The organism is Sanguibacter antarcticus, assembly GCF_002564005.1.
Lineage (GTDB): Bacteria > Actinomycetota > Actinomycetes > Actinomycetales > Cellulomonadaceae > Sanguibacter > Sanguibacter antarcticus.
Map to the genome: position 1 here is coordinate 2771472 of NZ_PDJG01000001.1, position 13103 is coordinate 2784574.

Sequence of the window (13103 nt, forward strand, 5' to 3'; positions counted from 1 at the left end):
CGGCGGACTGATCGCTCACTAGGCTGTCCGCATGCAGATCGAGCTCCGCCCGTACGACCATCCGCACGTCCAGGCGCTCGTCGAGCGGCTCCAGGCGGAGTACCTCACCATCTACGGCCAGACCGACGCGGCCCCGGCCAGCGCGAGCGAGCTCGCTCCCCCGCGCGGCTCCTTCGCTCTCGGGTACGTGGACGACGTCCCGGTCGCGATGGGCGGATGGCGGCTGCGCGACGACGGCCGCGCGGAGCTCAAGCGCATGTACGTCGTCGACGAGGCGCGCGGTCGCGGGCTGTCACGCGACATCCTGAGGTGGCTGGAGGCCTCGGCGATCGCTGCCGGGATGACGGAGATGATCCTCGAGTCGAACCAGAAGCACCCCGCGGCCCTCGGCCTGTACCGCTCCCACGGCTACACGCCGGTCCCCGCGTTCGGCTACTACAGCGCGAGCCCGGAGAACGTGTGCCTGGGGCGGTCGCTCGCACCGCCGACCGGTCGAGGACAGCCCGGTGCCGCCTCAGCGCAGGATGCCCAGCCGTCGTGCCTCGGAGACCGCGGCGGTCCGGGAAGAGACGTCGAGCTTGGCGAAGACGTGGACGAGGTGCGACTTCACGGTCGCTTCTGACACGAACAGCACTCCAGCGGCCTCGGCGTTCGAGCGGCCGTCGGCGACGATCTCGAGCACCTGGATCTCGCGGGCGCTCAGGGCGACGCGCGGTGCGCGCAGGCGGTCGAGGAGGCGCGAGGCGATCACCGGGGCGAGGGCGCTCTCCCCCGCCGCGGCAGCGCGCACGGCGGCCAGGAGCTCGTGCGGAGGGGCGTCCTTGAGAAGGTAGCCGCTGGCACCGGACTCGACGGCACCGAGGATGTCGGCGTCGGTGTCGTAGTTGGTGAGCACGAGCACGTACGGCGGCGTCGCGAGCGCGCGCACGCGCCGGGTGGCGTCGGCGCCCGACGACCCTGCTCCGAGCTGCAGGTCCATGAGCACGAGGTCAGGCTGCTCGCGCTCGACGACCGCCACCACCTCGTCGGCCGTCGCCGCGTCACCGACGATCGCGAACCCGTCCTCGGACTCGAAGAGCGCGTGCAGGCCCGCACGAACGATCGGGTGGTCGTCGGCGACGACGAGACGGATCACGGCTGGACCGCCAAGACCACGGTGAGCGTCGTCCCGTGACCGGGCGCCGACTCGACGAGGAGGGTCCCGTCGAGCTGTTCGACGCGCTCGCGCGTCGCCCGCAGGCCGAACGAGTCAGAACGGCCTGCGTCGTCCCGTGCTCTGGTCTCTGCGACATCGAACCCGATTCCGTCGTCCGCGACCGTGAGGGTGACCGAGCCTGCGTCGCGGGTGATCGTCACGGCGACCGAGCGGGTGCCCGCGTGCTTGACCACGTTGGCGACCGCGCCCTGGACGATCCGCAGGAGCGCTGTCTGCACGTGCATCGGCAGGTCGAGACCGTCCGGCACGTGCACGTCCACGTCGAGGCCTTCCGCGTGCCACTGGGAGCGTGCGAGCCGACGCAGCACGCCGCCGATCTCGCGCTCGTCGAGGGAGGGTGGGGCCAGCTCGCGGATGAAACGCCGTGTCTCGGCGAGGTTGGTCGCGGCGGTCTCGCGGGCGAGACGCACGTGCTCGAGGCCTCGTTCCGGGTCGGCGCGCTCGGCGGCGTGCAGGAGGAGCTGGATGCTCGCGAGGCCTTGCGCGACGGTGTCGTGGATCTCGCGGGCGAGGCGGGCACGCTCGGCGAGGACACCGGACTCCCGTTCCGTCGCAGCGAGCCGCCCCTGCGTCTCGACGAGCTGCGCGACGAGCTCCTCGTGCTCGCGTGCTTCGCGGGCGAGCGCCTGGTAACCGCGTCCGAGGAGGAGTGCGACGCACGCGCCGATGAACGGCCCCACCGCTCCGGCGACGGACCAGCCGCCGTGCAGGCCGAGGGCGACGATCGCGACGGCTGTCGTGGCGAAGACGGTGATCGTGCCTGCGCGGCGGGGCAAGAGATGGATGTAGACGAAGAAGAGGGGGAACACGAGGTAGGCGGGCTCGGGCTCGAGCCACACCATGGCGATCCATCCGAGGGTGAGAGCGAGGAGCCAGAGCCGCACCGGGAGCGTCGTGCGGGCTCGGCGGCCGACCGCGCCGCCGGCGCAGTAGAGGAGGAACCATGCCAGAGCGAGGACCACGACCACTGCCCGCGTGGGTCCTGGCGTGAGGACCGCACGGACGACGACGAGCGTCGTGAGGCCCGTGACGAGGACGTGGAGGCCGGTGCGCATACCCACGAAGACGGGCGTGAGCGTGGCAGGTGGCATGTCGATCGACACTACGCCGACCGGGTGGCCTGGCGCATCGTTCGAACGATGGACGGCGGGGTCCGCCGTTCGAGCCCGGGAGGCCCGTCGCGCGGGCGATGACGCGGGGGCGACGTCTGATGGAAGGTCTAGAGCGTCGCGAGAACGTGGCACGGAAGGGATCCTCATGTTCGTCGCCTGGCGCGACCTCCGCTCGGCCAAGGGCCGGTTCGTCCTCATCGGCTCTGTCGTCACGCTCATCACCGTGCTGGTCCAGTTCCTCAGCGGTCTCACCGCTGGCCTGGCGTCCGAGAACGTCTCGGCAGTCTGGTCGCTGCCGGTCGACCGTGTGGTGTTCTCGTCGTTGTCGAGCGGGGCGGACCCGCAGTTCGCGGACTCCTCGGTCTCGCAGGCCGACGCTGACGCGTGGGCCGCGGTGCCGGGCGTCGAGGGTGTCGAGCCTCTGGGCGTCTCGCAGACGCGTGCGGAGGTGGGCGGTGTGCGGGTGGCGGTGTCGCTGCTCGGGGTCCAGCCCGGCTTCGTCGCCGGGCCCGCGCTCGAGGACGCTGCTCTCGGGGACGGCCTGGCTGACGGGAGCGTCGCGCTGTCCTCGGCCGCGGCGGCGGACCTCGGCGTCGAGGTCGGTGGGACGGTGACGATCAACGAGACCGGCTACACCGTCGCGGCGGTCGGCGGCGACTCCTGGTACAGCCACACGCCGGTCGTGTGGACGACGTTGTCCGACTGGCAGTCGTACTCCGCCGCGACAGGGTCGCCGGACGCGTTCGCGACGGTGCTCGCCGTGACCGGGACCGCTGACTGGACCGCAGCCGACACGAGCACGCAGACGGTCTCGGTGTCTCGGCTCGGCTCGCTCGTGGCGATCGGCTCGTTCCGCTCCGAGACAGGATCGCTGCTCCTCATGGTCGCGATGCTGTTCGCGGTCTCCGCGCTGGTCATCGGCGCGTTCTTCACCGTGTGGGGCATGCAGCGTTCCTCGGACGTCGCTGTGCTCAAGGCGCTCGGCGCCTCGACACGGTCCTTGGTGCGCGACGCGCTGGGTCAGGCCCTCGTGGTCCTCGGCATCGGCATCGGGGTCGGGACCGTCGTGGTCGTGGTGCTCGGTGCCCTGGCCGGGCAGGTCCTGCCCTTCGTGCTCAGCCCGCTGACGACGCTCCTGCCGGCGCTCGTCATGAGCGTTCTCGGGCTCGCGGGCGCGGCGACGGCGCTGCGCTCGGTCACGTCAGCCGACCCCCTCACCGCGCTCGGGAGCAACCGATGATCCAGCTCGACCACGTCACTCTCTCCTTCCCGGACGGTGCGTCGCGCGTCACCGCCGTCGACGACGTCTCACTCGTCGCGCAGCCGGGCACCGTCACCGGCATCACGGGGCCGAGCGGCTCGGGCAAGTCGAGCCTCCTCGCGGTCGCGGCGACGCTCATCCGGCCCGACAGCGGCCGCGTCGTCGTCGGTGGCCTCGATGCTGCGCAGCTCAGCCCTGCAGAGGCGAGCGACCTGCGTCGCAGCACGGTGGGCATCGTGTTCCAGCAGTCGAACCTTCTTCCTGCGCTCACGGCGCACGACCAGCTGAGGGTGATGAACGAGCTCGGGGCCCGGGGCAGCCGTGCGCGCCGTGCCGAGGTGGCACGGCGGGCGGATGAGCTCCTCGACGCGGTCGGCCTCGCGGACCAGCGGCACAAGCGCCCGAGCCAGCTCTCCGGCGGCGAGCGTCAGCGCGTGAACATCGCCCGGGCGCTCATGAACGACCCGAGCGTCCTGCTGGTCGACGAGCCGACGAGCGCGCTCGACCAGGAGCGCGGCGCCGCGATCATCGACCTCGTGGTCTCGCTCACCGTGTCGCTGAGGACGGCGACGCTCCTCGTCACGCACGACCTCGTGCACCTTCCCCGGATGGACGCCGTCCTGACGATGGTGGACGGGCGCCTCACGAGCGCGGAGCGAGCCCAGCGTCGATCAGCGTCGACGCCGCAGCCCGTGCAGCGGTAGCCCAGGCGGGCTCCTGCGTGATGGCGGCCATGGTCTGGGCGCCCTCCGCGAGCAGGACGAGCTGGGGCGCGACGTCCGCGTCGAGCCCGACGTCCTCGGCGAGCCTCGCGACGTAGTCGGCGAAGCCCTCTTTGTGGGCGCGGACCGCGTCGGCCACCGCGAGGTTGACCGAGCCGAGCTCACCGAACGTGTTGATGAAGCCGCAGCCTCGGAAGGCGTCGTCGCCGGTCCAGTCGACGAGGTAGTCGTAGATCGCGAGGAGCTTGTCGCGGGGGGTCGTCGCGGCGTCGACCGTGCGGGAGACGCAGTCCTGCCACGATCGTGTGCGGTGGTCGAGGACGGCGAGGACGATCGCGTCCTTGGACTCGAACTCGCGGTAGAGCCGTTTGAGCGAGACACCTGCGGCTGTGCGGAGCTCGTCCATCCCGACAGCCTGGACGCCGCGGCGGTAGAACAGGTCGTCGGCGGCCGCGACGACGGCGTCGCGGACGGTCAGGTCGGGCATGACGGACTTCTTTCGGTATTCATCACAAAGGGGTTGCGCTGAGAACGATCGTTCTCTACTGTATTCCACATCACGGAGAACGATCGTTCTCCCCTGGGATAAACAGGAGCACCACCATGCCGTACGTCACCACCGGGACCGAGAACTCCGCCAGCATCGAGATCTACTACGAGGACCACGGGCCCGCCGACGCAGCGCCCGTCGTCCTCATCCACGGATATCCGCTCGACGGCCGCTCCTGGGAGCGCCAGGCCCGGACGCTCCTCGAGGCCGGCCACCGCGTCATCACCTACGACCGCCGCGGCTTCGGACGCTCCAGCCACCCCGCCACCGGCTACGACTACGACACGTACGCCGCCGACCTCAACACCCTCCTCGAGACCCTCGACCTGCGCGACGTCACGCTCGTCGGCTTCTCCATGGGCACCGGCGAGGTCGCGCGCTACGTCGGCACCTACGGCACCGACCGCCTGAGCCGCCTCGGCTTCCTCGCATCCCTCGAGCCGTTCCTGCTCCAGACCAGCGACAACACCACCGGCGTCCCCCAGTCCGTCTTCGACGGCATCGCCGAGACGGCGCGCGCCGACCGCTTCGCCTGGTTCACCAGCTTCTTCGCCAACTTCTACAACCTCGACGAGACCCTGGGCTCCCGCATCAGCGAGGAAGCCGTGCGCGCCAGCTGGGCCACAGCGGCCGCGAGCGCACCCGACGCCGCCTACTCCGTGGTCCCCACCTGGATCACGGACTTCCGGTCCGACATCGCGACGGTTCGCGCCGCCGGCCTGCCGACGCTGATCCTCCACGGCACCGCCGACCGGATCCTCCCGATCGACTCGACCGGACGCCCGTTCCACGAGTCCTTCCCCGAGGCGACCTACGTCGAGGTCGAGGGCGCGCCGCACGGCCTGCTCTGGACGCACGCCGCCGAGGTCGACGCCGCGCTGGCGGACCTGCTCGCGCGCTGATCGCTGCGCCCTCGTCGGGCCCGGGCGGGCAGGCTCGGGCCCGCTCGCCCGGGCTCGGAGACGTCGGTCGACGCGCTAGCGGCTCGCGAGCTCTCGGATCGTGTCGGCGATGCTGTTCGCTCCGTCGGCGACCTTGACGAACGTCGAACGGGTCATCGCTGTGGTGGTGGACTGCTCTTCGACAGCGGTCGCGATGCTCGTCGTGAACCCGCTGATCTGCAGGATCACGGACGAGACCTTGACCATCGAGGTCAAAGCCTCGTCGGTCTCGGTCCGGATGCGCTCTGCGAGCGCGCCGATCGACTCGGTGGCGGTCGCTGTGTCACGTGCAAGGGTCTTGACCTCGCCGGCGACGACGGCGAAGCCCTTGCCTGCGTCTCCGGCCCGGGCGGCTTCGATGGTGGCGTTGAGCGCGAGGAGATTCGTCTGTGCTGCGATGCCGGCGATCACCCCGACCAGCCGACCGATCTCTTCGACCTCGCCACCCAGCTTGGAGATCACCGAGCTGGTCTCGGTGACCAGTCCGACTGCGTTGCCGGAGACGGCAGAGGCGTCGCTCACGTTCCCGGAGATCTCCCGGATGGCGATGTCGATAGACCCGACGGCGTCGGAGGCGGCGGTGACGCCACCAGAGACGGTGCTGGTCGCTTCGGAAAGGATGGTGAGCTGTTCGTCGACCTCGGCACGGTCGCGGCGCTGAGCATCGAGAGCCTCGGCGATCTCCTGCGCTGCTGCTGCCCGGTCGTCGGTAGCGGACTTCTCGGTGAGCAGCTGCTCGGCGAGCATCTCCTTGGCCTTGGTCTCCGCGGCTGCTGCACCGATCTGGGCGGCCTCGGCGAAGCGCCAGAAGGTGATCTGCGCCCAGGCGCCGGCCAGGATGAAGGCAGCGTGGACCATCGCCCAGAGCACCGGGTTGGTGGACTCGATCGACCCGGGCGTGAACAGGTGCATCGGCATGTAGATCGCCATCCAGAGATGGTGGATCGCGGTGAAGACGACGGCGAGGATGTAGGCGGGCCAGCTCTGGTAGAGCGCGATGAAGCCGAGGCTGACGAAGAAGTCGAAGTGGGCGGACGTCGAGCCGCCGAGCAGCTCGACGAGCATCGCGGAAGTCCCGAGCAGCGAGAGCGCGGCGGCCGAGGACGCGAGGGTGCGGTTCACCGGTGAGAGCGCGACGACCCCGGGTATGGCGACGAGGAGGACGAACTCGATCTGGGCCATCATGCCGTTGTGCCCACCGAACGCGGCAAGTGCGGCGAGCGCCGGCAGGTGCACACCGATGACGATGAGCACCATGCGGTGCCGGCGTTTCCAGTCGGCTTCGGCTAGGGGCAGACCGACCGGGAGCAGGGCCCGGAAGCCGGTGCGTGCAGGAGCGTCGGATGCTGTCATGGTGTCCCAGATTCTGTGAAGTGAGGTGGTCTGCACGGTCGTGGCGTGCGGAATCGTCTGGCCCCCTCATCGACCGCCTACCAGCCAACTGAAGAGAATTCGTCGAGATGCGACGGCGATCCCCGTCCCCGGACCGCGTGCGCGCGCGGAGCGCACAGCTGTGAGAGACGTTCCGTGCCGTTCTGTGTCGACACGTCCGGAACGTGGTGGGCTAACCTTTCACCCGTGAGCACCCAGGCATTCTCGATCCGGCGGACGACAGGCGACGACTGGCGCGAGGTGCGCGACCTGCGCCTCGAGATGCTCCGTGACACCCCGACGGGCTACATCGAGACGCTCGAGCAGGCGCTGGCCCACGGCGACGCCGAGTGGAGGATGCGCGGCGAGCGCGGGTCTGCCGAGCACCAGATCGTCCTCGCGGCGATCTCTGGTTCGGGGCGGTGGGTCGGGACGATGCGCGGGCTGGTCCTCGATCCTGAGGTCGGTCCCCTCCTCGTCGGCGTCTACGTCGCTCCCGACGTCCGGGGCGCCGAGGCCGGTGTGGCCGATGCGCTGCTCACGGGGATCGAGGCGTGGGCTCGCACGGAGGGCGACCGCCTGACGCTCCACGTCCATGAAGACAACGTGCGTGCACGGACCTTCTACGACCGTCGAGGATTCACCGCCACCGGCCACACCGTTCCTTACACCCTCGACCCCACGAAGAACGAGGTCGAGATGGTCAGGACGCTCTAGGCCCTCGACACCGGCCGTCGCGCTCCTGACGCCAACGCTCCCTGGTACATGTGGATCTTGTCGGTGATGACATCTCGGCAGGCTTCGAGCTCGGCGATCTGCTCGTCGAGCGACCGGGCGTGCTCCTGCATGAGGGCGATCCGTTCGGCCTCGTTGCCGTCCCCGGCACGCACGAGCGCCGAGTACCGGGCCATCTCGGCGACGGGCATGCCGGAGTCCCTCAACCGTGTGAGCAGCGCGAGCCACCTGACCGACTCGGCGTCGAACACGCGACGCCCGGCCGTGGTGCGCGGCACGTCGCGCGGGAAGAGTCCCTGGGACTCGTACCACCGGAGCGCGTGCACGCTCAGCCCGGCGAGATCCGCCAGCTCACCGATGCTGTACGTGCGCTCGGGCGCTCTCTCGTCGATCGCCATGAGCCCCTCCTTGACTTCGAGTCCACTCTAGGTCCTACCGTCGGTGTCATGACGACAACAGCAGACATGATCGCCCGACAGCAGCCCTTCACCACCGGGTTCGGATATCGAACGACGGCGTCCGAGGTCCTCGCCGGTCACACCCTGGCAGGCACGACGGCCATCGTCACCGGCGGCTATTCGGGGCTCGGCCTCGAGACGGTGAAGGCCCTGTCGGCTGCAGGCGTCTCCGTGATCGTGCCCGCCCGACGACCCGATGCCGCGGCAGCAGCCCTGGCGACCGTCGCCGGGGTGCAGGTCCGACCGATGGACCTCAGCGACCTCGAGTCGGTCGCGGCATTCACAGCCTCCGTCCGCGAGAACGGCACCCCGATCGACATCATGGTCAACGTCGCGGGCGTGATGGCGACCCCCGAGCAGCGCACCCGGCAAGGCTGGGAGCACCAGCTCGGCACCAACCACCTCGGGCACTTCGCCCTCGTCGCCGGCGTGGCGCCGCTCCTGCAGACGGGCGCTCGCGTCGTGTCGTACTCCTCGGTGGGGCACCACCGTTCACCGGTGCTCTTCGACGACTTGAGTTTCGAGACCACGCCCTACGACCCGTGGGTCGCGTACGGCCAGGCGAAGACTGCGAACGCTCTCTTCGCGGTGGGGCTCGACGCTCGGGCGAGCGCCGACGGCATCCATGCCTACTCGGTCCACCCGGGTGGCATCATGACCGACCTCCAGCGCCACATGCCTCGTGAGGAGCTCATCGAGCGTCAGTGGATCGACGCCGACGGGAACGTGAACCCGCTCTTCAAGACCGCCGCCGAGGGCGCGGCGACCGGCCTGTGGGCCGCGACTGCACCCGAGCTGGTCACCCGTGGTGGGGTCTACTGCGAGGACTCCTCCGTCGCGGCGGTCGTGCCTGACGACTCCACGGACATCGCCGCCGGAGGAGTCAAAGAGTGGGCTGTCGACGCTGACGCTGCGAACAGGCTCTGGGCACTCTCTGTCGCTGCGACCGGGCTGGACCCGTTCAACAGCTGACCAGCACGGCCCTGCAGCCGTCAGGAATGTGCGCTGAGCAGCACCAGCGCTGGGCCTGGCCCCGTCGCCTCTGCGGGGCTCGCCAGCGCTCGGGCGCGTCACGCTGGGGCGCCACCGTCGTTGGAAAAGTGTATCGATGCGTTGGTACATACATGTATCGTCTGGGAGGTACAGGCGAACGAGACGGGGTAGCTCATGACGCAGGTGTATCTGTTGGTGTTCGGGTCCTTCGGTGCGGGCATCGTGCTCGCGTCGGTGTGGCGACTGACGCGGGGGCGTGCGTCAGCGTTGCCTGCCGGACCAGCCAGCCGGCTCACGCTCACCGCAGGGCTGATCGTCCTGCTGGGCGATCTCGCGACCCGCGCCATGGCCGCCACGCCCCTCATGCCGTTCGACGTGCCGTCCGCTCTGAGCTGGTGGTACCTGGACTACAGATTCACCGTCCCGGTGGTCGCCGGCGTCCTCGCCGTGACGCTCCTCGCGCTCCCTGTCCACGCGCGTCGGGGACGCTGTACGGCCGAGCTCACCCGGCGGTCGCTGGTGTCGTTCGCGCGGCCATGGTGGTTCGTCCCGCTCGGCGCACTGCTCGCGCTCGTCGTCCTCGTCACGATCGTGGCAGGTGCGGCCTCTCAGCCGGACTCGTCGACAGGGCGCTACATGTCCTATGAGGTGGACGTCGGGGGCTACACGATGGGAACCAACATCTACGGATGGTTCTACTCCGTCCCGGCCATCGTCTCGGTCGGCGTCCTCCTCGTCGTCGCGACCGTCGGCATGTCGTTCGTCGCGCGGCCGGCCCTGGCCGAAGACCGGCAGGCGGACATCCGCGTGCGGACCGCACGGACCCGCAACATCGTCGCGGCCACGACAGGGGTGCTGCTGCTCCTCCTGGGAGACATCTGCGGGTCGCTCGCCGGGACAGCGTCGCTCCGGTCGACGTTCGCTACGTCCGAAGGGCCCGTGAGCTTCTGGACGACGTTCTCTGCCCTTGGGCCAGCACTCATCGCCGCATCCACGCTGTGCACCGCGCTGGGGGTCGCTCTCTGGGCTGCCGTCACGCTGTCAGGGGTCCCAGGGCGTCGGCGGGCACCGGTCACGGTCGGCTCGTGATCATCACGCTGTCCGGGTCCGCACCGCCGGCGGACCAGATCCACGACCAGATCCATGGACTGGTCTCGACCGGTCGGCTCGCGGCAGACGAACGTCTCCCCTCGGTCCGTCAGCTCGCCAAGGACCTCGGCGTCGCCCCCGGCACTGTCGGCCGGGCCTACCGCGCTCTCGAGATCGAGGGTGTGCTCGTCTCCCGGATCGGGAGCGGGACCCGCGTCGGCCCGACGGCGTCGACGACCACGCGCCCCGTCCTCGAGGCAGCCCGCGTCCTCGTCGAGACCAGCATCCAGTCGGGCACCAGTCTCGACGAGGCGGTCCGCATCCTCCGCGCGACCTGGCCGACCCCGCCGGGCACCGAGGTCTGATCCAGACGAGACCCTCCGGCGAGATCGGCGCTACCGTGGCTCACGGATTGGGGTCGAAGGTCCTGAACCATCCGTTGTCTCGCTCGACGAACAGGCCTCCGTCGCCGCGGCGCCCTCCGTCCGGCCAGAATATCGCGGTCAGAGGGATGAACACGGTGCCATTGTCGTAATGGTAGGCAAAGTCACCGTCGATCTCGATATCGGCCATGAGCTCGCGCTCTTCCTCGTCGAAAGGTGACAGGACCTTTTCGCAGTCACCATCTTCGTCGAAGGTCTTCTCGAACTCGTCGTCGAAGTAGGTGCACGCCTCCTCGACGTCGCCCTCGTGCAGCTCCGCGAAGATCGCAGCAAGCGCTGCGTCGGGAGTGGAGTTGTCACGCTCCGGATCAGGCGGCCCCTTGGAACTGGCACACCCAGTCAAAATCGTAGCAACTAATACGGCAGAAATTGTGGGGGACATAACCCTCGATACACTCACATCGCGGACAGTACCAGGCATCTTGCAGTGGGACGGACGTCAGCGAATACGCAGGTCACAAGGTGAACAACGCAAGAACGGGAGTCGACGACATGGTCGATAGGAAGGCTGGGGCGACGGTTCGTGAGCCGGTCCTCATGACCGTCGAGGGACCGCTCCGCGCGTCCGGTGCGAGCGCATGAAACAACGCCGGCTGCCGCCGACGAGGGAGCGGCCCCACCTCATAGATCTCGAGACGGCCCGTCACGTTCTCCGCGTCTCGGTCCCGCTGCTCTTCGGGATGGTCGGGAACTTGATCTTTCTGCTGGTCGATCGGATCTGTCTCGCCCGGTACTCGGAGGACACCCTCCAGGCGTCCGGCCCTGCCGTCTTCACCGCCACCACCGTCATCGTGCTCACCACAGGAGTTGTCGGGATCACCCGCTCCTACGTGGCGCAGGCCCACGGTCGCGGCGACGCGCGAGGGGCGATCGACGAGGGCGCGAACGGACTCGTCCTAGGAATGATCCTGGCGCTGCTGCTGGTGCTGTCGACACCGCTGCTCATGTGGGTGCCGACCCTGGGCGGCCATCCTCCGCACATCCAGGAGCTCGAGTCGCAGTATCTCGGTCTGTCCACGCTCTTCGGCGCGGTCATGACCGTCACCATGGCGCTCTCCTCCTACTTCAACGGGACGGAGCGCACACGGATACCGATGACGGTCGGCATCATCGGCCAGGCAGTCGGCGTGATCATGACGATCGGGCTCGTGTTCGGGCGCTTCGGGCTGCCGGAGCTGGGCATGCGAGGCTCCGCGCTCGGCACGCTGAGCGCGGTGCTGGTGATGCTCGTCGGCTACGTCGTCCTGCTGCCCCAGAGTTGTGCCGCCGGGCTGGCGCGCCTCGTGCGCCAGGGCGGGAAGCGGGCGGTGCAGGTCGTGCTGCTGCGCCTGCGGCGGGGTGCACCCGCTGGCGGCTCGCTCAGTCTGGAGGAGCTCGGCCAGACGGCGTTCGTGTGGCTCGCGGGAGGCCTGGGTGCGGTCGCGCTCGGCGCGAACAACGTCGCCCTCGCCGTGAACTACGCCGCGGTGATCCCTCTCATCGGGCTCGGCCTGGGGTGCAACATCTTGTGCGGCACGGCGGTCGGCGCCGGGCTCCACACAGACATCCCGCGGATCATGCGGGTCACTCTCGTGATCTCAGGTCTGTACGTGGCTGTGGTCGCCTTCTTCCAGATCGTCACCCCGACACTTCTTCTCGGTCCCTTCGGTCTGGACGGCTCAGACCCCGCGACGACGGCTCACGCGATCGACGTCTCGCGCGTGCTGTGGACGTACTCCGCCGCGTTCATGTTCTCGATGGTCGGCTCGGCCGTGCTGGAGTGCCTCGGGCTCGCGCGCTTCGCGTTCCTGGCACGGCTCGGCGTCATGTGGTGCCTGTGCGTGCCCGCCCTCGTCATCATCGTCGTGAACAACCGCGACGATGCCGACCTGCTGCCCGCGCTGTGGTTGGTCTTCTCTGCCTTCGAAGCAGTTATGGCGGGCCTCTGCCTGTGGCGCGTCAGACGCGCCGTGAGGAACGAGGAGAACCTGCTGCACAGCACCGACCGGCCCAGGGGTGCGCACGACGCGACCGACACGGCAGACGCACCCCGGCCATGATGGCGCTCGTCGCGGACCGCACGGACGATTGTTGGGCGGTAGGGTATTTTCTTGTCGGCGGGCTTGGAGATGATGCTCTCAACGTTGGACTGCGAAACCTCATCTATCGAAGAGTGAGCGAAGAGAGGCGCGCAAGCGCTTGGTCGTACGTCGGGGTCCTCGGTAACGCTATG

General features: G+C 69.2%; 15 protein-coding genes. 9 read left to right on the forward strand and 6 right to left on the reverse strand.

Features of this window, described 5'->3' with window-relative positions; translation table 11 throughout:
- Positions 1 to 31 precede the first annotated feature (31 nt).
- Positions 32 to 622 carry a GNAT family N-acetyltransferase gene (locus ATL42_RS12530; protein WP_098455639.1) on the forward strand — a complete coding sequence of 197 codons (591 nt, stop codon included), beginning with the start codon at positions 32 to 34 and terminating at the stop codon, positions 620 to 622.
- Here ATL42_RS12530 and ATL42_RS12535 read toward each other — a convergent pair.
- Together ATL42_RS12535 and ATL42_RS12540 are read right to left on the reverse strand one after the other, a co-directional pair.
- A complete protein-coding gene (locus ATL42_RS12535; RefSeq protein WP_098455640.1) occupies positions 515 to 1135 on the reverse strand; it encodes a response regulator transcription factor in 621 nt (206 codons plus the stop codon). The two genes, ATL42_RS12530 and ATL42_RS12535, sit on opposite strands and share 108 nt — an antisense overlap.
- Positions 1132 to 2307 (reverse strand): sensor histidine kinase, encoded by a 1176-nt coding sequence (locus ATL42_RS12540; RefSeq protein WP_098456549.1) that lies wholly within the window; start codon positions 2305 to 2307, stop codon positions 1132 to 1134. The genes ATL42_RS12535 and ATL42_RS12540 overlap by 4 nt, the downstream gene beginning before the upstream one ends.
- Positions 2308 to 2473: 166 nt before the next feature.
- On the opposite strand from ATL42_RS12540, the gene ATL42_RS12545 reads away from it, so the two are divergent.
- Together ATL42_RS12545 and ATL42_RS12550 are read left to right on the forward strand one after the other, a co-directional pair.
- Complete coding sequence (locus ATL42_RS12545) at positions 2474 to 3568, forward strand: FtsX-like permease family protein (RefSeq protein WP_098455641.1); 1095 nt, start codon at positions 2474 to 2476, stop codon at positions 3566 to 3568.
- Positions 3565 to 4293, forward strand: coding sequence for an ABC transporter ATP-binding protein (locus ATL42_RS12550; RefSeq protein WP_098455642.1), 729 nt, complete (start codon positions 3565 to 3567; stop codon positions 4291 to 4293). The genes ATL42_RS12545 and ATL42_RS12550 overlap by 4 nt, the downstream gene beginning before the upstream one ends.
- Here ATL42_RS12550 and ATL42_RS12555 read toward each other — a convergent pair.
- Complete coding sequence (locus ATL42_RS12555) at positions 4232 to 4798, reverse strand: TetR/AcrR family transcriptional regulator (RefSeq protein ID WP_098455643.1); 567 nt, start codon at positions 4796 to 4798, stop codon at positions 4232 to 4234. The genes ATL42_RS12550 and ATL42_RS12555 overlap by 62 nt on opposite strands.
- Positions 4799 to 4914: 116 nt before the next feature.
- Between ATL42_RS12555 and ATL42_RS12560 the strand changes: the two genes are divergently transcribed.
- Entirely contained in the window at positions 4915 to 5763 is an 849-nt protein-coding gene (locus ATL42_RS12560; RefSeq protein WP_098455644.1) for an alpha/beta fold hydrolase, read from the forward strand.
- 75 nt (positions 5764 to 5838) lie between these two features.
- Here the strand turns inward: ATL42_RS12560 and ATL42_RS12565 are convergent, their stop codons facing one another.
- A complete protein-coding gene (locus ATL42_RS12565) occupies positions 5839 to 7155 on the reverse strand; it encodes a methyl-accepting chemotaxis protein (protein WP_098455645.1) in 1317 nt (438 codons plus the stop codon).
- Between the two features lie 225 nt (positions 7156 to 7380).
- On the opposite strand from ATL42_RS12565, the gene ATL42_RS12570 reads away from it, so the two are divergent.
- Complete coding sequence (locus tag ATL42_RS12570; RefSeq protein WP_245862514.1) at positions 7381 to 7890, forward strand: GNAT family N-acetyltransferase; 510 nt, start codon at positions 7381 to 7383, stop codon at positions 7888 to 7890.
- On the opposite strand, the gene ATL42_RS12575 is transcribed toward ATL42_RS12570, so the two are convergent.
- Positions 7887 to 8306, reverse strand: coding sequence for a MerR family transcriptional regulator (locus ATL42_RS12575; protein ID WP_098455646.1), 420 nt, complete (start codon positions 8304 to 8306; stop codon positions 7887 to 7889). The genes ATL42_RS12570 and ATL42_RS12575 overlap by 4 nt on opposite strands.
- Positions 8307 to 8354: 48 nt before the next feature.
- Between ATL42_RS12575 and ATL42_RS12580 the strand changes: the two genes are divergently transcribed.
- From ATL42_RS12580 to ATL42_RS16745, 3 genes are all read left to right on the forward strand, one after another.
- On the forward strand, positions 8355 to 9338 hold the full coding sequence (locus tag ATL42_RS12580; protein ID WP_098455647.1) for an oxidoreductase: 984 nt from the start codon (positions 8355 to 8357) through the stop codon (positions 9336 to 9338).
- 195 nt (positions 9339 to 9533) lie between these two features.
- On the forward strand, positions 9534 to 10448 hold the full coding sequence (locus ATL42_RS16740) for a hypothetical protein (RefSeq protein WP_245862519.1): 915 nt from the start codon (positions 9534 to 9536) through the stop codon (positions 10446 to 10448).
- A complete protein-coding gene (locus ATL42_RS16745) occupies positions 10445 to 10813 on the forward strand; it encodes a GntR family transcriptional regulator (protein WP_245862522.1) in 369 nt (122 codons plus the stop codon). The genes ATL42_RS16740 and ATL42_RS16745 overlap by 4 nt, the downstream gene beginning before the upstream one ends.
- A gap of 40 nt (positions 10814 to 10853) precedes the next feature.
- Here ATL42_RS16745 and ATL42_RS12590 read toward each other — a convergent pair whose 3' ends face one another.
- Positions 10854 to 11273, reverse strand: coding sequence for a hypothetical protein (locus ATL42_RS12590; RefSeq protein ID WP_098455649.1), 420 nt, complete (start codon positions 11271 to 11273; stop codon positions 10854 to 10856).
- A gap of 196 nt (positions 11274 to 11469) precedes the next feature.
- Here ATL42_RS12590 and ATL42_RS12595 point away from each other — a divergent pair, with 196 nt between their 5' ends.
- Positions 11470 to 12930: an MATE family efflux transporter gene (locus ATL42_RS12595; protein WP_098455650.1), complete on the forward strand. Its 1461-nt coding sequence runs from the start codon at positions 11470 to 11472 to the stop codon at positions 12928 to 12930.
- The last annotated feature ends 173 nt before the right edge of the window (positions 12931 to 13103 follow it).

Bases quoted from the DNA above. Each gene is read 5' to 3' on its own strand.
- ATL42_RS12540 (WP_098456549.1), bottom strand. From the start codon at position 2,307: ATGCCACCTGCCACGCTCACGCCCGTCTTCGTGGGTATGCGCACCGGC.
- ATL42_RS12530 (WP_098455639.1), top strand. From the start codon at position 32: ATGCAGATCGAGCTCCGCCCGTACGACCATCCGCACGTCCAGGCGCTC.
- ATL42_RS12575 (WP_098455646.1), bottom strand. From the start codon at position 8,306: ATGGCGATCGACGAGAGAGCGCCCGAGCGCACGTACAGCATCGGTGAG.
- ATL42_RS12545 (WP_098455641.1), top strand. From the start codon at position 2,474: ATGTTCGTCGCCTGGCGCGACCTCCGCTCGGCCAAGGGCCGGTTCGTC.
- ATL42_RS12555 (WP_098455643.1), bottom strand. From the start codon at position 4,798: ATGCCCGACCTGACCGTCCGCGACGCCGTCGTCGCGGCCGCCGACGAC.
- ATL42_RS12580 (WP_098455647.1), top strand. From the start codon at position 8,355: ATGACGACAACAGCAGACATGATCGCCCGACAGCAGCCCTTCACCACC.
- ATL42_RS12560 (WP_098455644.1), top strand. From the start codon at position 4,915: ATGCCGTACGTCACCACCGGGACCGAGAACTCCGCCAGCATCGAGATC.
- ATL42_RS12595 (WP_098455650.1), top strand. From the start codon at position 11,470: ATGAAACAACGCCGGCTGCCGCCGACGAGGGAGCGGCCCCACCTCATA.
- ATL42_RS12550 (WP_098455642.1), top strand. From the start codon at position 3,565: ATGATCCAGCTCGACCACGTCACTCTCTCCTTCCCGGACGGTGCGTCG.
- ATL42_RS12590 (WP_098455649.1), bottom strand. From the start codon at position 11,273: ATGTCCCCCACAATTTCTGCCGTATTAGTTGCTACGATTTTGACTGGG.
- ATL42_RS16740 (WP_245862519.1), top strand. From the start codon at position 9,534: ATGACGCAGGTGTATCTGTTGGTGTTCGGGTCCTTCGGTGCGGGCATC.
- ATL42_RS12565 (WP_098455645.1), bottom strand. From the start codon at position 7,155: ATGACAGCATCCGACGCTCCTGCACGCACCGGCTTCCGGGCCCTGCTC.